Annotated in this window: 17 protein-coding genes; 4 read left to right on the forward strand and 13 right to left on the reverse strand. The window is 31.0% G+C overall.

What is annotated here, in order from left to right; all coding sequences use genetic code 11:
- The first annotated feature begins 360 nt into the window (after positions 1 to 360).
- Both V9L05_RS10640 and V9L05_RS10645 read left to right on the forward strand, forming a co-directional pair.
- Complete coding sequence (locus V9L05_RS10640) at positions 361 to 1,410, forward strand: hypothetical protein (RefSeq protein ID WP_338811876.1); 1,050 nt, start codon at positions 361 to 363, stop codon at positions 1,408 to 1,410.
- 111 nt (positions 1,411 to 1,521) lie between these two features.
- Positions 1,522 to 2,124: a hypothetical protein gene (locus V9L05_RS10645; RefSeq protein WP_338811877.1), complete on the forward strand. Its 603-nt coding sequence runs from the start codon at positions 1,522 to 1,524 to the stop codon at positions 2,122 to 2,124.
- Here V9L05_RS10645 and V9L05_RS10650 read toward each other — a convergent pair.
- The 4 genes from V9L05_RS10650 to V9L05_RS10665 form a co-directional block, all read right to left on the reverse strand.
- Positions 2,121 to 2,426, reverse strand: coding sequence for a GNAT family N-acetyltransferase (locus V9L05_RS10650; RefSeq protein WP_338811878.1), 306 nt, complete (start codon positions 2,424 to 2,426; stop codon positions 2,121 to 2,123). The two genes, V9L05_RS10645 and V9L05_RS10650, sit on opposite strands and share 4 nt — an antisense overlap.
- 150 nt (positions 2,427 to 2,576) lie before the next feature.
- A complete protein-coding gene (locus V9L05_RS10655; RefSeq protein WP_338811879.1) occupies positions 2,577 to 3,422 on the reverse strand; it encodes an IS3 family transposase in 846 nt (281 codons plus the stop codon).
- 50 nt (positions 3,423 to 3,472) lie between these two features.
- Positions 3,473 to 3,856 (reverse strand): transposase, encoded by a 384-nt coding sequence (locus V9L05_RS10660; RefSeq protein ID WP_338811880.1) that lies wholly within the window; start codon positions 3,854 to 3,856, stop codon positions 3,473 to 3,475.
- Between the two features lie 125 nt (positions 3,857 to 3,981).
- Complete coding sequence (locus V9L05_RS10665; protein WP_338811881.1) at positions 3,982 to 5,370, reverse strand: tetratricopeptide repeat protein; 1,389 nt, start codon at positions 5,368 to 5,370, stop codon at positions 3,982 to 3,984.
- A gap of 549 nt (positions 5,371 to 5,919) precedes the next feature.
- Between V9L05_RS10665 and V9L05_RS10670 the strand changes: the two genes are divergently transcribed.
- Positions 5,920 to 6,357, forward strand: a complete 438-nt coding sequence (locus tag V9L05_RS10670; protein WP_338793258.1) for an organic hydroperoxide resistance protein — start codon at positions 5,920 to 5,922, stop codon at positions 6,355 to 6,357.
- A 219-nt stretch (positions 6,358 to 6,576) separates the two neighbouring features.
- Entirely contained in the window at positions 6,577 to 7,380 is an 804-nt protein-coding gene (locus V9L05_RS10675) for a class I SAM-dependent methyltransferase (protein ID WP_338811882.1), read from the forward strand.
- An 18-nt stretch (positions 7,381 to 7,398) separates the two neighbouring features.
- Here the strand turns inward: V9L05_RS10675 and V9L05_RS10680 are convergent, their stop codons facing one another.
- From V9L05_RS10680 to V9L05_RS10720, 9 genes are all read right to left on the reverse strand, one after another.
- Entirely contained in the window at positions 7,399 to 8,097 is a 699-nt protein-coding gene (locus V9L05_RS10680; RefSeq protein ID WP_338811883.1) for a hypothetical protein, read from the reverse strand.
- A gap of 132 nt (positions 8,098 to 8,229) precedes the next feature.
- Positions 8,230 to 9,519: an amidohydrolase gene (locus V9L05_RS10685; RefSeq protein ID WP_338811884.1), complete on the reverse strand. Its 1,290-nt coding sequence runs from the start codon at positions 9,517 to 9,519 to the stop codon at positions 8,230 to 8,232.
- Positions 9,520 to 9,752: 233 nt separating this feature from the next.
- The gene (gene gldM, locus V9L05_RS10690; protein WP_338811885.1) at positions 9,753 to 11,354 is read right to left on the reverse strand and encodes a gliding motility protein GldM; all 1,602 of its coding nucleotides are present in this window, start codon (positions 11,352 to 11,354) and stop codon (positions 9,753 to 9,755) included.
- 89 nt (positions 11,355 to 11,443) lie between these two features.
- Positions 11,444 to 12,253 (reverse strand): gliding motility protein GldL, encoded by an 810-nt coding sequence (gene gldL, locus V9L05_RS10695; RefSeq protein WP_338793253.1) that lies wholly within the window; start codon positions 12,251 to 12,253, stop codon positions 11,444 to 11,446.
- Between the two features lie 949 nt (positions 12,254 to 13,202).
- Positions 13,203 to 14,276 carry an SUMF1/EgtB/PvdO family nonheme iron enzyme gene (locus V9L05_RS10700; protein ID WP_338811886.1) on the reverse strand — a complete coding sequence of 358 codons (1,074 nt, stop codon included), beginning with the start codon at positions 14,274 to 14,276 and terminating at the stop codon, positions 13,203 to 13,205.
- Positions 14,277 to 14,846: 570 nt separating this feature from the next.
- Positions 14,847 to 15,851, reverse strand: a complete 1,005-nt coding sequence (locus V9L05_RS10705) for a type IX secretion system membrane protein PorP/SprF (RefSeq protein ID WP_338793251.1) — start codon at positions 15,849 to 15,851, stop codon at positions 14,847 to 14,849.
- A gap of 338 nt (positions 15,852 to 16,189) precedes the next feature.
- Positions 16,190 to 16,372, reverse strand: coding sequence for a PspC domain-containing protein (locus V9L05_RS10710; protein ID WP_338793250.1), 183 nt, complete (start codon positions 16,370 to 16,372; stop codon positions 16,190 to 16,192).
- Between the two features lie 176 nt (positions 16,373 to 16,548).
- Positions 16,549 to 17,562, reverse strand: a complete 1,014-nt coding sequence (locus tag V9L05_RS10715; protein ID WP_338811887.1) for an AraC family transcriptional regulator — start codon at positions 17,560 to 17,562, stop codon at positions 16,549 to 16,551.
- Between the two features lie 565 nt (positions 17,563 to 18,127).
- On the reverse strand, positions 18,128 to 18,562 hold the full coding sequence (locus tag V9L05_RS10720; protein WP_338793248.1) for a RimK/LysX family protein: 435 nt from the start codon (positions 18,560 to 18,562) through the stop codon (positions 18,128 to 18,130).
- Between the last annotated feature and the right edge of the window lie 77 nt (positions 18,563 to 18,639).

The raw sequence follows: 18,639 nt of genomic DNA on the forward strand, positions 1-18,639 counted from the left end.
ATAGGCTATTTTGTGTTAGTTATACAACGAAGCAATTTAACGAAAACTGTTTAAAATAACTAAAAATAATTGTTACTGGTATTATTTATTCGATAAACTCACTGTTTGATTTAATAAATCAGGTCTGTTTGAAGTTATATTTATTCAACTTCTTCGCTTTTCAAAACTATTTTTTGGCAATACAGATGATATAGTTGTATATTGCCTTACTAAATTAGAGATTAAAATAATAAATTTGATATTATTTGAATTTTACCTATTTTACTTCAATTTTTATCTAGTTTTATAATTAACCCATTTTTTAGTTTTTTTTACTCTAAAAAAGAAAAGCTACTTTATCATATCCAAAATTCGAAATTTATGAGCAGATATAACACCCGTGAAGGCAAAACTTTTATTGCAGTAGTAATTATACTTTCGTTGGTCTTAGTGGTGGGCGCAATTTGGGCAACAAATGCCTTTCGTAATTCTAGTAGAGAGACATTAGAAGCTTTATACAAAGATTTTAATAGACTAGAACAAGCCTATTCAAACGAAATTAGAAACATTGACAATGAGCTTATCCCTTATCAAAATGCAGATTCGTTGCGTCAAGTATTGTTACGTACTAGAAATGATATCAAGAACGAAAAAGCAGTCATTAGCGAAGATGCTGATAAAGCATTAGAAAGAATGAGTGAATTACAACAGAAAAAATTAGACTATTCTGAACGTTTAGGACAAGTTTATTCTGGGAAAGATGAATATGCAATTGGTGAAATTTCTCAACTCAAAGAAGAATTAAAGAAAAATCGTGAACGTATTGAAGCACTCTTAAAGCAAATTCAGTCTTATAAAGGTCAGTTGGCAAATATGACTAAGAAATATAAACTTTCTGCTTCCGAAGTTGCAAAATACAAAGCTGAGAAAGCAAAATTAGATAAAATTTTGAGTGAACAACAGACTTCACTTGCACAACTTGAGCAAATTGGAGAAGACCGTACCAAACTTAGAGAGTTACTCACTCAAAGTGAAGAACTTATCCAACGCCAAAAAGAAGAAATCGAACGCTTAAAAGGACTTACTCGTAAAGCCTATAACTTTACAGCTCAATATGATTTCCAAAACAGACGTGTTATTCTTGATGAAACAGGAAAACACAAAGGTAAAATTGGAAAAGAAGTACACTTAGAATTCGAAGTAGGAGAAGGTCTTTTTGAAGGAAATGCACAAGAACGCATTGTTTATTTGACTCTTTACAGAAATGGAAAACCTTATAAAGTAGTAAAAAGACCAATTCCAGTCTTAGAAAACGGACGTACACAAGCACAAATTTTTGTAGATAAAAATCTTGAAGACGGAGACTATTATTTTGACCTTACTTACAAAGAGGAGTCAGTAATGGATAAATACAAATTTAGAATTAGATAAGTCGTTTAATGATTGATTATTAATAACTTATTCTTTCAAAAACAATTAAACCACCTTTATCATTTCTTTGATGGAGGTGGTTTTTTGGAATATAATAACCAAAAAATAAATATGCTTCATTACAGTCGTTCTAGTTATAATCAGGTTTTACAAAAAGCCTTAGAACATACTCTTTCAGAAAGAGAAATCCATAAATATTCTTTTTATGTAAAACTTATTTGTCAATATCCATTTTCTAGTGACATTTGTATTGCTTTTTATTGGAATAAAATGGATTTTAATTGGGAGCGAATAACTTTACCAATAGAAGATAATAGAAATGTTCTTAATACACTGACAAATAAAAAAGAAAATAAAGAAATAGACCTTCTCTTGAATAGACAAACAGGTCAAAATGAAATACAATTACTTCAACCTTTATTTTCACAGTTGCAAAAACTCAGTATTCCCATTGATTTACAGCTAAATAGACAAGTTGGAAGAGATGGACATACTTTTATATTTACCTTAGGAAACGAATATTCTTATACAACTTATTATTGGTCAGAATGTGCTTCTATATCTGTTTGGCAAGACTTAACAGAATGTGCAAACACAATTCTCTCAATAGCTAACGAACTTATTGCCACCAAAACAGAAACAATAAATTATTCATATATTTATGAGTTAGACCATAAGAAAGAAACTGTTTTCTATCATAGTTCTAAAAGTTAATATCTCAGTCCTTTTTTTACTAGACTTTGATATTCTTCATTTTTTTTGATATAAGAACCTACAAATGGACAAGTTGGATAAACTGTCCAGTTTTCTTCTTTTATATAATCTAAAACTGCTTTAACGAGTTTTGAGCCAATTCCTTTTCCTTCTAATTCTTGAGGAACTTCTGTATGTGTCAAGAAAATTTCGTCTTGATTATTCAAAATATATTCAATAAATGCAGTTTTTCCTTCTACATTCCATTCAAAACGTTTTTTATCTCCATTTTGATAGATAGCTTCTTTGTGTATTTGTTTCATTTTTTTGGGATTATGAATTTTGTTTGTGAGGACACAAACAATGGCTTGTTTAGATTTACAAATTAAAGTACATTTTTTCTCACACTAAAGCGTAACGTAATGTCTAGTCCTGAAATAGTGTTACAGTTTTTTAGATAGATTAAATATATATCAGGCAGTCTTAAGATTGTCTGATTTTTCTTTTTTATAGGTTCTTATTTCAATATTTTCCTTTTGATGTGTTTGCTCTGGTGTTTGCATATATAAAGAAAAATGAGGTCTTTCTTGATTATATATTTGTACACTTTGTTGTACTAATTGTTTCATCCAAGTCAAATACGATTGTTGAGTTTCTAGTAAAAACTCTTGTTTGAGAATACCATTGACACGTTCTGCTACTGCATTTTCGTAAGGGTCATAACATTCTGTCATACTACAACGAATACGATTTTTAGTTAAAATCGTCTGATATTCATCACTACAATATTGGACACCTCTATCTGAATGATGAATCAATTCTCGTAACGGATAATTTCTGTTTTTCAATGCCATTTTTAAAGCATTTGAACAACCAACAGTCTCTAAGCTATTAGAAACATCAAAACCAACTATTTTCTTTGAATACGCATCAGTAACCAATGCCAAATACATCGGATTTTCTCGTGTTCCAATATAGGTAATATCACTTACCCAAACTTGTTCTGCTCCATCTACCTTCAAGTTTGCAATTAAATTTTTATGCTTTTTGAAACGATGAAAGGAGTCTGTAGTAACATGATACCTCCGTTTAGGTAAAATAAGAAGATGATTAGCTTCCAAAATACGAAATAGTTTATCTCGTCCCACTTTTAAAGCCTTTAAAGGAATTTTTAAAATGTGGTAAAGTTTACGAGTACCCACTCGTGGCATTCGATGTCTAACTTCTTTGACTAAATCAACTACTTTTTGAGCTAATTCTTTGTATTTATCTGTCCGAAATAAAGAATAATAATATACCCGTCTAGATATCCCAAGCAATTTACAGGTCTTTTCAATACTGGTTGCAGGCTGTTCACTAAATGAACTAACTACTTGGGGTTGGAGTTTTTTCGTATAGAAATTTTATATTCTTTTTCGGCTAAGTCAATCATCATGTCAAACAAAATGGCTTTCTTATCTAAGGTAGATAATTCTTCTTGTAGAGTGGCATTTTGTTTTTTAAGAAGACGAATTTCCTGCTCTTGTTCCATTAAACGTTGTTCTGCTGTTTTCATAGGACGAATTACTTTATAAGAATGATCAAAATTACCGTATTTTTTTAACCAGTTCACAACAGTATGACGACATTGAATACCATAATTCCGTTGTGCTTGAGTTATTGTAAAAAGACCTTGTTCTATTTCCTTAACTACTTGAAGTTTGAACTGCATGGTATAGTCTTTCTGTGTACGTTTTACATAGGTACGTTCCATAATAAAATTGGTTGTGTAACACTATGTTAGGACGAGACATAAGCTACAAAAAAATTCCTTATCTCTAAAAATAGAAATAAGGAATTTTTGTTTTGATGAAATCTTAGTTTTAAAAACTAATTATCTTAATCTCTAGTACGTATTGTAGTAGTTACACCTATCCAACAACCTACTGAAATAGAATCACCTACTTTATATTTATCATTAGAAAATACATCTTCTTTAGTCGGAAACTGTCCTTTTGCAGAAGCCATTTTAGTAGCATCTCCACCTCTTGCATACATATCATAAGCAGCTAAAAAGACAGCACGTTTTTGTACAATATCATCTCCTTGCATACATTGCTTGTAAGTACTCATATACAAATCGCCAATAAAAGTATAAGCATTTGCAGCTACAGTTGCATTACCCATTTCGGCAGCCTTATACGATAAAGAACGAGCTTTTGTATAATTTCCATCTTTATAAGCTACTTTAGAAAGTGTCAAAACTGTATTTGCAGCTTTTTCTTTTTCTTCTGCACTTGCACCTACTAATGATTTTTCAATCCAAGTAAGAGCTTTATCTGTATCACCGTTTTGCATGTGAAGTTGTCCGATAGTATTTGCAATAGCATTTGTAGGAGTAAGTTTGTAGAATGCTTGCATCGCTTCTAAGAATAAAGGTTCTTTTGTACAACCATTATCAGCCATCAATTTTACAACTCTATTGATAAGAAGTGTATCATTTGGACTTGCTTTTAATTTCTCTCCAAACAAATCTGCAATACGGTTACAATCTTTAGGAAAATAGATAAGTTCTAACTCATCAATTTTATCTAATACAAATGTTTTCCATTTGTCTTTTTCTTCTGCAGTTTCTTCTTTAGCGATACGACTAGATACATATTTTTTGAGGTCTTCATAAATAGTAGTCATTTCTTCCAAAGTCATTCCTTCTTTTTCGTATACTTTTCCTGCTGCATCTGCGTAATAAATTACTTGCGCACGAGGAAAATTATCTTTATCCATCTCATACGTTTTTTTGTAGTGAGCATAAAGTGTATCTGTTTTAGAAGCATCATCTTTCCAATAGAAATATGCATCACGTCCAAAACGACGATAAATATCGTTCATATCTTCAGCCAAGCCATTTTTGATACGCATTTGATACATTTCAGCAATTTTGTCCTGATTTACTTTCATTTCGCTATCACGTCCATCTTCTCCTGCTTTTTTTGCAAGACCAGCATAGAGCTTTACTGCTTTTACATATACATCAGCGTGCAAATTAGGAGCATTTTCCAAAATCCAATTGAGAGGTTCAATAGCTTCTTCAAATTGCTCATTATTTACAGCATCTATCAGCAAGGCATATTGTTCTTTTGCAATGCCTTTATTTCTTCCACTTGGCCAATTAGGTTCGTTCTGACTTACTTTGTCATCATCATCTTGTGCATACGATGAAGGAGCTAAAAAGGCGAAAAGAGCCAGGAAAAGCAAAATAGTTTTTAAATTGAATTGTATCTTCTTCATAATTTTTATGTTTTGGATTAGTGATTTATTTGGTTAAAATTTATCAACCAATTAAATTAATATGTTTTGAAATAGTCAATATAGCTTTAAACAAAACTATACTTTTTTATTTGTTATGTTAAAGGGGCGTTAGTTTGTTTTTAATAAACTTCAAAAACTTAATAAAGTTGATAATGATTAGCTTTATTTAATAGTTTTTTAAAATTCCTGAAATTTACAAATCACAAATATCTATGTTTTTAGATTAGTAAACAATTTATACATAATTTTAATTTGATTTTTCAAGATAAATATCCTTTTTTAGAGGTTAATTTTTTGTTAAGCCTTATTTCTAGATAGAAATTTTTAGATTTACAAAATTTTGTTCTTATTGGTCTTCAACTTCTATAAGTCCAAATGAGTGCCAAAAGTAACAAATAGATGTTAATTTTATGAAATGAAGGTGTAAAAATAATTTGATTTTGTTGAGTTTTTTATGCAATTTGCATACACAAAACACACTTAGTCAACTATTGATTTAGAATTAGCTTATCTTACTATTTAAAATATATGGAAAAAAATACAAAATTTACACCACTTTATACAGCAAAGGTAATGGGAGTAAGTGGTAGAAGTGGACACGTAAAATCTTCTGATGGAGCAATTGACCTTGATGTACGCCTACCAAAAGGAATGGGTGGTGACGAAACAGGCAAACATACCAATCCAGAACAATTATTTGCAGCAGGTTATGCAGCTTGTTTTGGTGGTGCATTAGGCGCAGTAGCAGCAAGTAAAAAAATAAAATTGGCTTCTCCTCCAGAAGTAACTGTACATGCAACTATCGGAAAAGAAGGCGAAGCTTTCAGTCTTGCTGTGGATATTTTTGTACATATTTCAGATATGGAAATATCAGAAGTACAAGCACTAACAGAAGCTGCACATCAAATTTGTCCATATTCAAAAGCTACAAGAGGGAATATTCCTGTGAATATTCATGTAAATTAATCAGAATTATGGTAAGTCTTACAAATTAATTTATTGTGTAATTACAATTAAAAAATCAATTTTGGCTTATTTTAATTTAGATTTCTTATAAACCTTTCTTAGATTGCTATTTCAAATTATATATCTAAATTTAATAAAACTCCAATATAATTTTTTATTGGAGTTTTTTCTTGTTTTCTATGCTGTCCATATTTTCTCTTCACTTTTGAACAACAAACTATGCTATTCTATGCCCTAAATTATGTTTATTTCTATTTAAAGGCGGGTAATCAGCAGGCTGTTCATTCGTCTTTTGTTTATGAATTATACACCTTAGCTATACAAACCAAAAAAGAGTATTATGCTTTTTCAGAATTAGAAAGCCTACGTCAAGAACTTATTTCTGATCGTACAGAATTAGAAGTTACCGATTTTGGGGCTGGCTCAAAACATACCATTTCTCCAAAAATAAATAATAATTCCACTAAAAAAAGTATTTCAAAAATTGCTCTTTATTCTGCTACTACTTCTAAAAAAGGACAACTATTGTTTAGATTAGTCGATTATTTTAAGCCAAAAACTATTTTAGAATTAGGAACTTCTTTAGGAATTTCTACACTTTTTATGGCTTTGGCTGCTCCTTCAGAAGCTCAAATTATTACATTTGAAGGTTGTCCACAAATAGCGGAAAAAGCAAAAGAGAATTTTGAAGAATTAGAACAAGATAATATCGAAATTATAGTAGGAAATATTGATAAGACACTTCCAAAAAACCTTGTTTCTTGTCCTTCATTAGATTTTGTGTTTTTAGATGCAAATCATCGTTATGAGCCTACTCTTGATTATTTTAATCAAATTTTAGAAAAGTGTCATAATGATACAATTATTATTTTAGATGATATTCATTGGTCAGAAGGTATGGAAAAGGCATGGAAAGAAATTATAAACAATGAAAAAGTAACTATTTCGATAGATTTATTTCAATTAGGATTAGTTTTTTTGATGAAAGACCAACCCAAACAACATTTTGATTTAAGATTTTGAGGAAAAATACTCACTAGTTTAAATAAAATTAGTATGTATTTTTTTTACTAAATATAAATAACTAATTATGGCATGAACAGCTAAAGCTCCGAAAGTATGCCATAGGAAATGTGTTCCCATTGGAAAATATTCGTTTGAAATTTGGGTATCATCTATTGTACGAAAGAAAATAGCTATACAGAAAAGTAATAATCCTGTCAAAATTCTATTCATAAAAAGCCATTTTGTTTTTCTTAGGTAAGAGAAAATAGGAATAAGAATTACAAGAGCTAAAGAAGTGTATTCTATCAAATTACGCAGCGAACGAGGAATAGAATCCATTGATTTTAAAGTAAACATTAGCACAAAAGGAAAAAGTACAAGTACAACCATAATAAGCCAATGAACTCCTAATCTTCTAAAAAAATAAACAACTCCACTTACACTCAAAATAAAAATAGGCAACCAGTCCATTATAAGCCAAATTTCATGACTACGTGTTGCATGATAAATAGTTCCTCCTACATACCCAATAAATAAAGTAATCAAAACATAGACAAGAAAACGGTATTTTCTAAGATCTGAATAAATCTTGATTGTCCAATAGACAATTATAAAAAGAAATAAAAGATTACTAGCTGTATTAAAGGGTTCGACGGGTAAACGACCTAAAATAGTTTCTTGATAAATAGGACCTGAATCGCCAACTGGTATTCTACCTAAATTTTGAAGGAGCATAAATAATAAAAAGGGAAAGGTTTGAAAATTAGAAAAGAGTACAAAAAAATAAACACCATCTAAAAGATAGTGTTTAACGTAAAATTAAATAAAGGTAGTATAAATGAATAAATTTTTAATAGAGATAGATTTTTATTCTTCCCCAAATAAATCTAATGCTGATTGTACCATTACTTTTACACCTGTTTGTATAGATGGTTTAGGAACAGGAGCATAAAAAGGAGAATGCAAAGAAGGTAAAGGTTTTCCTGTTTTTTTGCTTTCTGCTATTTTTTCAGGCGCTACTACTCCCAACCAAAACAAACTTATCGGAACATTCTCAGCAGTACGACCAAAACGACTAAAATCTTCTCCTCCCATAACGGGCTCTACTTCTACTACATTCTCAACTCCTATAATTTTTTTAGCAGAGTTAGCTACTTTTTCTGTAAGCTCAGGGTTGTTGAGTGTTGCAGGTGTTGGATTTCCATCAATTTCTATGATAGGCATTTTTTCTACTCCTGCTGCCATAGCATATCCCTTTGCCATTCTTTTGATAGATTCTAATGTATTATTTCTAACTTCATCTGTATAAGAACGGAGAGTAAGTTGAAGTTCTGCACGGTCTGAAATAATATTATGCTTTGTACCTGCATGAAAAGAACCCACTGTAACAACGGCTGCATCAGTTGGCGAAGTCTCTCTACTTACAATCGTCTGAAAACCCAAAATCATTTGAGAAGCCAAAACAATAGGATCTTTTGTAGTATGTGGATATGCACCATGTCCTCCTTCTCCAAAAACAGTAATATTTACCATATCTACATTTGCTAGAGCTGCATTTTTGCAATACCCTATAGTTCCATGAGCCAAATTTGCATTTGTATGAAGTGCTAAGGCATAATCAGGTGTTCCAAATTTCTTATAAAGTTCTGCCTCTACCATTGCTTTTGCTCCACTTCCCACTTCTTCGGCTGGTTGTGCTACCAAAATCAAAGTTCCTTTCCAAGTATCTTTTAATTTTGCCATTGTTTGTGCAACACCAACTAAGACAGTCATGTGCATATCGTGTCCACAAGCATGCATAACTGAAACTTCATTTCCATCTTTATCAGTTCGTTTCATTGTACTTGCATACGGCAAACCTGTTTTTTCTTCAACAGGCAGTGCATCCATATCAGCACGAATAAGAATAGTTTTTCCTTTTCCATTTGCAGGAGGATTTTTTAGAATAGCTACTACTCCATAATCTCCAAATTTTTCTGTTACTTCATAACCTAATTTTCTGAGTTCAGAACCCATTTTTTTAGATGTTTCTTCTTCTTGTTCTGATAGTTCTGGATTTTGATGTAAATAAGTATAAAGTTCAATGAGCGAAGGTGTATTTTTCTTTAACTCATTATTTATTTGATTATTTATATCTTTAAGTGTTTCTGTTTCCATAGTATTGACGTTTTTTTGAGCTAATGAGTTACAAGAAAAGTAAATCAATAAACTGATTGTGAATAAAGTAAAGCGAATCATTTTATTATTTTTTAGGTAGTTGAATGATAGTAAAGATAATATACAATTTAATCAAAATATATTTGGAAATAAATAAGCATAAAAAAAACAGAACATTTTTGATGTTCTGTTTTTCTTTATATAAACCGAATTTATAATTATCTACAACTAGATTAGTTGATAGGATAAGTAATAATTTCTGTTCCGATACTTACATTTTCTACTTGATTTTGGAAGTTCATACGTTGAACAGATTTTACTTCAATAACCAAACGGTCACCTTCTTTAGCTTTAGAACCTAAATCAGAAATATTAGCTGTAGGTCCATTTGAGTTTGCAGAACCAATTACACGTTTTCCTCTTGCAAGGGTAACTGTAAATCCTGAAACACGATAACGAGCATCTTTAGGTAATTGGTCTTTGAAACTTTGGTCTGGAATAGCATCTATAGTAACAGAACGAGGACATGCGCCTCCTTGTTTGATATTTAAACCTCTAGCTCTAATATCAGGTTTAGGAACAAGTTTTACACTAAATTTCTTAGTGCCAATAGGATTACCTCCACTAGAAACACTAAGACTTACACTAGCAGAAGTAGGTACAATAATAATACTACCTTTACCACCAGAGCCATTCATTACACTACCACCTGAGGCAGAGAAAGAAGGGTTATATTCTACTCCTAGAGCAGGAACTTTTACCTTCAAATCATTACCACACTTCAAGTAAAGTGAATTGATAGTACCAGATTCAATTTCAATTACTGGAGAAACAACTGTATAGTCTTTTTTTACTAATAGTGTTGTATCCTCACCAGCAGAATTTTTAATAGTAATTGAACCTTGCCAAGTTTTCTTCGCACCTTCTGTTGTACCACCTGAAGCTGTAAATTCTACTAGTCCAACTCCTTTTTCATTAGAACGTACAGAACTTCCATTAGCAACCATTTTTGGTGATAACGTAGAAGAGGTTGCACTAATAAACATTTCAGCTTTGTACTTTGTACCAGCTGCAACTACATTTGATTCAGCAGAAGCCATAGCAGATACTTTATCAAACTTAATTTGGAACTCTCCAATACGACCACGCATAGCATCAACACCTTTAGTTTCTACTTTTACTACATCATTCTCTAATTGAGAAAGTACAGCAAGAGCAGCAACCATTGGAGTGTTTTGGAAATTGATATGTTCCCATTCCATTCCATCATACTTAGCTGCTTGGTAACGAGGCTCTTCAGATTTTTCTTTTGCCAAAGGCATTAGATTATTTGCTTTTAAAAGAGGACCTAAAGTGTCATCAATTGCTGCAATTTTAGCTACATAAGCATTTAGCTCATCTTGTAACTTAAATGCAAAACCATCTTGACTTTCACCAGTTCCGAGCATAAGACGATTTACATCATCATATTTATCACCTTGTGGGTATGCTCCTGTTTCAGGGTCAATATCACCCATTTCAGTAATGATAGTTTTACGTATTTCTTGAATACGAGCAATCATTTTAGCTGATTCATCTTTAATATCTTGAGCTTTTTTCAAAACAGCCAAATCTCTTGGGTTGCTTCCAGAGTCTTTGATTTGATCACTCATTGATGTGATGATCTTACTGTTGGTACTAAGCCCAACTTCTTTTGCATCTTGAAGACTCGCATCTATAAAATAGAACTTTTCGAGTACTTCGTTTTGAACCTGTAGGGCGAGAAGTGCAGTCAGTACGAGGTACATCATGCCAATCATCCGTTGCCTTGGGGTTTCTTTTCCGCCACCTGCCATAGTTTTTTATGGTTTTTGGTTAATAATATATTTAAAATTTTAATGAATGAATGTATTTTCAGTTGTATAATGTTATACAAAACTAAAAATTAACCTTTCATTGCAGTAAGCATATTGCCATATACCTTGTTAAGGGTAGTAATGTTAGTCGTCAATTTAGACATTTGCTCTTTGAATACTTGAGATTCTTTGCTTGCATCTGCCATACTTTCCATAGCTTGAGTAAGGTTGCTATAGAATTTGTTCATTGCTTTCAAGTGACTGTTAGCATCTTTCAATTCCATTTCATATACAGCATTCAAACCAGCAAGGTTTTTAGTGATTGCTTGTACTTGGATATGATATTCTTTAGCATCTTTAGCAGCATTAGACATTTCGCCCATTGCAGATACAGTAGAAGAATATGCAGAATTAAGACTTGTAAGCGACTTAGAAGCCTGCTTTAAGTTGTTAGAGTAGTCATTAGTAGAGTTTACAGCTTCTGTAATGCTTTTCATACGAGTAGCAGTATCATTCAAAGACTGAATGCCTTGTCCGAAACGCTTGAATGAATCAGCAGAAAGATTCGCTTCTCCTAACATTTTGTCAAGACCTACTAAAGCAGCACCATCTTTTCCATCATCTTTCTTAGCTACAACAGCTTTTACGTTTGCATCTACCAAACCTGGATAAACACGTTCCCACTCATAGTGAGGATCTGCAGGAGCTGCTGGCTCAAAAAGACCAAATAAGAAGATAACTGATTCTGTTAATAGACCTACGATAAGCATAGGACCTGCACCCGGCCAGTGCATAATTTTAAATAAAGCACCTAATACTACAACGGCAGCACCTACACTGGTTGCCTTAGGGATTACTGTACGATAAAAACGTTGGAGTCCTGTTTCTTGATGAGCCATAGTCAAACGATTGTTAGAGTTGAGAGTTGATTTATTAAAAAGAAGTTAAAATTTCAATGGATTAAATATACAGAAATAGATTTATATAAAAAAAGATTTTTTTAATTATAATTTCTAGTAAATAATCTTAATTACTAATAATTTAAAATTATTGAATAATCAATAGATTTCATATAATTCTAGCTTTGTATGTTTGTTGGTTAGTCAAATTATTGATAGATAAGAGTTTAATAACATATCTAATAAATTAGGTTATCAAAAAACTATTATTTTTCAATTTGAATATCCTAAATAAGTCATTTATTTGGAATGTTCCAAAGATTTTATAAAAAAAATAGGCTTAAATTGAATAATTTAGAACGATTATTATGTTTAATCAACAAATATTCAACGTTTACTATCCATATTTTAATGGTATCCATCAGAACTAATCTAACAATAGCCAATATACTTTGAATAAATGAAGAACTTATACTTTGTTGTCTCCTTGCTTTAGCTAAGAGGTAATAAACAAATAGGTCAAAAACTAGTCATTATTATATTTGTATTTACTTTCTAAATACAAACAATATTTAAACTGTAAAATGTCTGTAAAATTGTGATAAAAAAATAAATTATGCAAGTTTTTTTTTAAAATACAGAATTATTTTTTGTTTTTTTTCTACTAGGCTTACTTTTTTTAAATTACTTATTTAGATTTTATCAAACTTTAAATTTGATTAAAAGTAATATCTCTTATCACAAATATCATAGCTAAATTAAGTCTCAATCGTAGAAAAGAATAGCCTTTCGTTAAATATATAGTTTAAGCTAATTAACACTTATTTATTATCGATAAAGCTACCAAAGTATTTTTCATAAAAAAACTCACCTTCTGAATAAACACAAATAAATTAAGTGATTTATTAAAAAGATGAGTTTTAGAGTATTAATGCTATTTACTTTTTTATTAGAATTCCATTCCAGAAGAACGACCTAAGTAAGTCATCACACAACGGAAGCCTGTATAAGCAGTTACTGAATCTTGGTATTGATAATTACGAGTACCTGTTTCGATAAAGAAAGCAATATCTTTCCAAGAACCACCACGAACCAATTTACGAGGCTCACTATCATCAATAAAAGTAGGATTCAAATCCCAAATTAAAGGCATTGCATTAGGAGCATATGCATCGTTACACCATTCAGCAACATTTCCAGCCATATCATAAAGACCAAAATCATTAGGAAAATATGCACCTACTGGGTTTGTATATTGGAAACCATCATCGTAATAGTTACCACGACCTGGTTTGAAGTTGGCAAGTGCACAACCTTTAGCATTTCTTGTATAAGGACCACCCCAAGGATATTTTGCTACATCACGACCACCACGAGAAGCGTATTCCCATTCAGCCTCTGAAGGCAAACGGAACATAGGAACTGGGAATTTACCAGCAGACTCTCTAGCTTCGTTCATAAATTTAGTTCTCCAACCACAAAATGCTTTGGAAGCAAACCAACTTACACCTACTACAGGATAATCATCATAAGCAGGGTGAGCATAATAGTTTTCTGTCATTGGGTCGCCATAGTGATGTGTAAAGTTTGTCATCCAAACTGTAGTATCAGGATAAAAGCGTTCTTTAATTTCTTCTTCTGATAGAATTTCGCCATCAACTGAATCTGGGTTTTCAGTCATCTCATCAATAAATTGACGATATTCATTGTTTGTAATTTCTGTTTGATCCATATAGAAACCACCAATTGTAATCTGACGGTTCATATTTATTTTTGAAGATAAGATGTCTTGGTCTGCTTGTCCCATATGAAATGTACCAGCAGGAACTACAATCATTCCATAAGGAACTTCTTGTCTCCAGCCTTCACGCCCCAAAGTACCAGTAAGTTCTCCATTTTCTTGTAATTTGGCTAGGTTTCCACCACCACCACAGCTTTGAAGAAAAAGGGCAGCAGTTATACCTAAAAGGACAGCCCAAATTGTACGAGTTGTACGGATTTTTTGTATCATGTTCGTAGTCATGTTCGGTTTTCTTGTTATAAAGGTCAAGAACGCATCTATTTTAAAATTTTATCCTTATTGCTTGTTAGAGTGAATAAGTATAGTATAGATTTGTTTTGTGATGAGTTTCTTAAATATTAGATAGTCAATTAAATACTAAAAGTAAAGCTTTAAATCAGACTTTTAAATTAAATTTTCGAATCAGATTAGTTTTTTTTCAGAGTAAACATAGAATAATAATGCCAAATATAGCCTATTTATTGTTTTAATGGTTTAATATAAATCATTAGTTATCAATTAAATAGATGTAATTGGTCTATTACTCTATTTGTTATTCTTATACTAATAACTACATTTTTTAGAGATTAGTATAGTTTTACCGAAATATTTATCAAATTTATCGAAATTTTCTGTCTATTCGTCGAATCTAGGTAACTTTTTTTTAATCTTTTACTAAAAAAGTGAAATATAACGCAAAATTAAACTAATTCAATAGATTATTTGGTGAAAAAAGATTTTTTTCTAAGATTTTCAATAGAAAAGTTAAAATAAAACTTCTAGTAGACTAAAAATTTCTTTTACACTTATGTATTAGAAACGAAAACGAGGCGTTCGTATTGTAGGTAAAACTTTAGGCTTCGGAGAAGGAAGACGATAACCAATTGAAATTTCGTGTGAAGTAGGTTGTTTTGCATCTCTTCCACTTGTTACCAAATCTAATGAATAGGTTATTCTAAGGTCTTTATTCTCTAACATGTTTACTCCCAAAATAAATATTCCTGCATCAAGTGCATTAGAAGCTCTAGCTGAAACACCTCCAAAATAAGTTTCGTTATAATTCAATAGAATACTTCCTTCATAGGATAAAGCTCCAGAAGTAAATTTCAAAATAGCTGAAGGTTGCAACATAAGAGAAGGAGAAATATCAAAACTACTTCCACCCATCAAATAAACATGAGGTTGTAGAGAAGTAATATCAATTCCTGTACTATAATCAAAAGTAGATTTCAATAAGTGATTTGTACTTACTCCAACATAGTATCCTTTTACAGATTGATAATATAAGCCGACTGCTAAATCAGGTTGAAATTGATTTTCTACTCCTGTACTTGGAATTCTTGGGTCATTTTCTTGATTTGGACGGTACTGACTAAAATCAATTCTTTGATTATACATACCTCCACGTAGTCCAAACGAAATACGGTCTTTATTTTTGAGATTAAAATGATAAGCATAAGAAATCTGTACTTCTGTGCTGCTCAAAGGACCAATCTTGTCATTCGCAAAATGAAGTCCTATACCACTATTGATACGATTGAGAGGCATACTCACAAAACCAACCTGTGAGCTAGGCGCACCACCATCATCAAACGTAGGAGAATAGTTTATCCACTGGCTTCTATGAAAAACGCCCATTGTTGTATAATCTGCATCACTTCCTGCTGCTGCTGGATTAAAATAAAGACTATTAAACATGTATTGGCTAAACTGAGCGTCTTGTTGAGCTAAAAGATTGTTACTAATAAAGAGTATAGTACAGAAGAAAATAAGGTTAAAAAATGAGCTACAACGAGTAGAGAGAAAATATTTTTTCATGATTCAATTACATTATTATTAGGATAAATGGCAGTATATAAACTTTATATTGATGATAGTACAAGTATTCAGAAGGTCTTTTTATAGAAATTTGTTTTGTTTTTCTACATTTTTATCCGATTTTAGTTTTTTTCTATTTCAGAATAGTTTTGGAAAAGGATATGCTAAGTTAGTAAACTTTTGAAAAAATAAACTGAAAGTACAAGCAAATCCATAAAAAATTCCACTCTTTAACAATTAACTTGTTTAAAAGGTGGAATTTGATGCAAAATAAGAGATGTAAAAATCTTTTGCTTTATATATATATTACTATTTTGATTACTCTTCTAGTAGATAACTTAGAACTCTTTAGGCATTACTAAAGCTAAAATGATATAAATAAGAATAGGTGAGCCTACTCCAAAAAATGTAAATAAAACAAATGCCATACGAATCAAATTGCTATCCCAGCCAAAAGCCTCTGCAATTCCTCCACAAACACCTGCTAAAACTGAATCGTAAGTAGATTTTGTAAGTTTCATAAAGAAGATAGTTATTTTAATAGTGAGTAATTTATTTTGGAAGACTATAAAGTATTTAAACTAAACAGACTTATATATCTACAACAACGAAACAAAATGTTGTAAGGTTACGAAAAAATTAAATTTCTTTAAATTTACACATAATATCAATATTTGATTACAATGAAAAATTAAAATTATTCTTTTGATTTATTTTCTTTTTCTATCTGTTTGTCCTCGTTTTTACTGTTTTCTTTATTCTCTTTATTCTGTTTTATTTGAAACTGTTTGGGTGTTATTCCTTCATATTTCTTAAAAACACGAATAAAATAAGTCATATGATTGTAGCCTAATTCATAACAAATATCAGTAACTGACTTCGAAATATCTACCAAACGATTTTTTGCAATTTCTACACGCTCTCTATTAATATAATCAATTGGTGAAATATCTAAGGTTTCTTTGAAAGTCCTGAAAAATGCAGCTTTGCTCATACTGGCAATATCGGTTAAGGTATCAATAGAAATAGGCTCGTCAATATGTTCTTTTATATAATCTAAAACAGCTTCAATACTTGGATTGGTGTCATTTTCTAAATCTTCATTTTTTTCTACTTCTATTTTATCTCGTGCAGGAGTTCGGACAAATCGTAAAATAAGTTCTTTTAGAGCAAAATCTATAAAGACATCTTTATTATAATGCTCTTCAGTAAACAAGTCAATTAATCTTGTAATAGCTTTCTTGATACTCGTGTCATGTGTAACATTGATAGGTTTTTCTCCAAACTGCCAAACTGAATTATTTTCGACCTTTAATTTACAATCATCTTCGGCTATTCCTATTTTATTGTATTGAGAAATAGTTAGATTAACCATTTCTATAGGAACTTCCACCTCAATCCAAGAAAGACCACTTTTTTTAGTTTTAGCAGTTTTTTTATTCTGTTTTTCCTCAGCTATATTTAAGACTTCCAAACGGACTGCTTTATGAGGAGGAATAATTAATGATTCGCCTATCGTACAGCTTTGATTGTATTCTTTGTACTCAAAATTGAGATTTCCATCTAAAATTATAACCAAAGTAACTTTGCCAGTTTGAATTGTTTTGGGCTTTACAGAATGAATAGAATTAATTTTATCAGTATAATTAAATACGGATAGAGTAGTTCTATTAGATTGATATGTTGTAGATTCAGAGGAAATAATAGACATAAAATAAAAGATAAATCAATGAAGTAAGCCAAAACCAAAGTTGAAAAGAGTGTCTATGCACAAAACAAAATAAATGTTTTTAATAAAACGAAACAATAGTATTGCTTTTTGAACACTTTGAAGGATTGATTCAAAAAATAGAGAGTTTCGTATAATTTTTACTACTAGACTTGCCGTAAATTTGTTATGTGCTAGAAGAAAAACACACTTGTAGAAAGCAAAAGTAGTAATTAGTCACTCATAATAAAATGAGATAACTTACAAAGACTTAGCAAGATACAATTTTTCTGTCACAAAATTGGAATAAAACACAGAGAATAGTTTTACACACCCAGAAATATATCAATACACACAAATATATTTACTGAAAACTGTTTTCAAATAACATAAAGGTTTTAATGAGACTCTGTTTTTAGTTTTCATTTGTTTGGAATCGAAACACTTTTTGACCTTACACACAAATAACACAACACACACACCAATCAAAAGGCTTATTCTACTTGTAGAATGAGCCTTTTGTGGTTTTAGTCAAAAAAGACTACGATAATATTTTATCAACTCTGTTTTACTTCTTTTTTTTAGGCATAGGTAATAAGTAGGTTTGTGAGCAATCTACCAAAAAACGTTTACTTAACAGTTTTCTACCAAGTAAGATGGGGTAACGCATACTTTTTCTGTTTGTGAGTGTAAAATAGGTTCTATAATCACTTCGTCCAATACGTACACGAGTATTAATTTTATAACGAGTTTGAGCTACTCCGTTTGAGCTACGTACTTTTGCTTGAGAAAACTCCTCCAAACGATACTCTCTTTCTTGATAATCTTCATGAGTTGGGTCTAGAATAGAAAAACACAATAATTGTTTTCCATCTTCCTCTATCACTCTAATATTATGACAATGTAACGAAGAAGTATAAGCTCCAGTATCAGTTTTAGCATCTATCAAAGGTACTTCTAAGTCTGTCAAACCTACTGATTCTACTCTTCCAATAATTTCCATAGTGTACTATTTTTTTGTAAAAAAAATTCTAAAATTATAATCTAAAACTTACTAATTTGTTTAGCTTTACAGAAAAT

Origin of the sequence: Bernardetia sp. Wsw4-3y2, from assembly GCF_037126295.1 — a bacterium.
Lineage (GTDB): Bacteria > Bacteroidota > Bacteroidia > Cytophagales > Bernardetiaceae > Bernardetia.

Excerpts from the sequence above, each read along its gene's own strand:
- V9L05_RS10640 (WP_338811876.1), top strand. The coding sequence starts at position 361 with ATGAGCAGATATAACACCCGTGAAGGCAAAACTTTTATTGCAGTAGTA.
- V9L05_RS10645 (WP_338811877.1), top strand. The coding sequence starts at position 1,522 with ATGCTTCATTACAGTCGTTCTAGTTATAATCAGGTTTTACAAAAAGCC.
- V9L05_RS10650 (WP_338811878.1), bottom strand. The coding sequence starts at position 2,426 with ATGAAACAAATACACAAAGAAGCTATCTATCAAAATGGAGATAAAAAA.
- V9L05_RS10660 (WP_338811880.1), bottom strand. The coding sequence starts at position 3,856 with ATGGAACGTACCTATGTAAAACGTACACAGAAAGACTATACCATGCAG.
- V9L05_RS10665 (WP_338811881.1), bottom strand. The coding sequence starts at position 5,370 with ATGAAGAAGATACAATTCAATTTAAAAACTATTTTGCTTTTCCTGGCT.
- V9L05_RS10670 (WP_338793258.1), top strand. The coding sequence starts at position 5,920 with ATGGAAAAAAATACAAAATTTACACCACTTTATACAGCAAAGGTAATG.
- V9L05_RS10675 (WP_338811882.1), top strand. The coding sequence starts at position 6,577 with ATGCTATTCTATGCCCTAAATTATGTTTATTTCTATTTAAAGGCGGGT.
- V9L05_RS10680 (WP_338811883.1), bottom strand. The coding sequence starts at position 8,097 with ATGCTCCTTCAAAATTTAGGTAGAATACCAGTTGGCGATTCAGGTCCT.
- V9L05_RS10685 (WP_338811884.1), bottom strand. The coding sequence starts at position 9,519 with ATGGAAACAGAAACACTTAAAGATATAAATAATCAAATAAATAATGAG.
- gldM (WP_338811885.1), bottom strand. The coding sequence starts at position 11,354 with ATGGCAGGTGGCGGAAAAGAAACCCCAAGGCAACGGATGATTGGCATG.
- gldL (WP_338793253.1), bottom strand. The coding sequence starts at position 12,253 with ATGGCTCATCAAGAAACAGGACTCCAACGTTTTTATCGTACAGTAATC.
- V9L05_RS10700 (WP_338811886.1), bottom strand. The coding sequence starts at position 14,276 with ATGACTACGAACATGATACAAAAAATCCGTACAACTCGTACAATTTGG.
- V9L05_RS10705 (WP_338793251.1), bottom strand. The coding sequence starts at position 15,851 with ATGAAAAAATATTTTCTCTCTACTCGTTGTAGCTCATTTTTTAACCTT.
- V9L05_RS10710 (WP_338793250.1), bottom strand. The coding sequence starts at position 16,372 with ATGAAACTTACAAAATCTACTTACGATTCAGTTTTAGCAGGTGTTTGT.
- V9L05_RS10715 (WP_338811887.1), bottom strand. The coding sequence starts at position 17,562 with ATGTCTATTATTTCCTCTGAATCTACAACATATCAATCTAATAGAACT.
- V9L05_RS10720 (WP_338793248.1), bottom strand. The coding sequence starts at position 18,562 with ATGGAAATTATTGGAAGAGTAGAATCAGTAGGTTTGACAGACTTAGAA.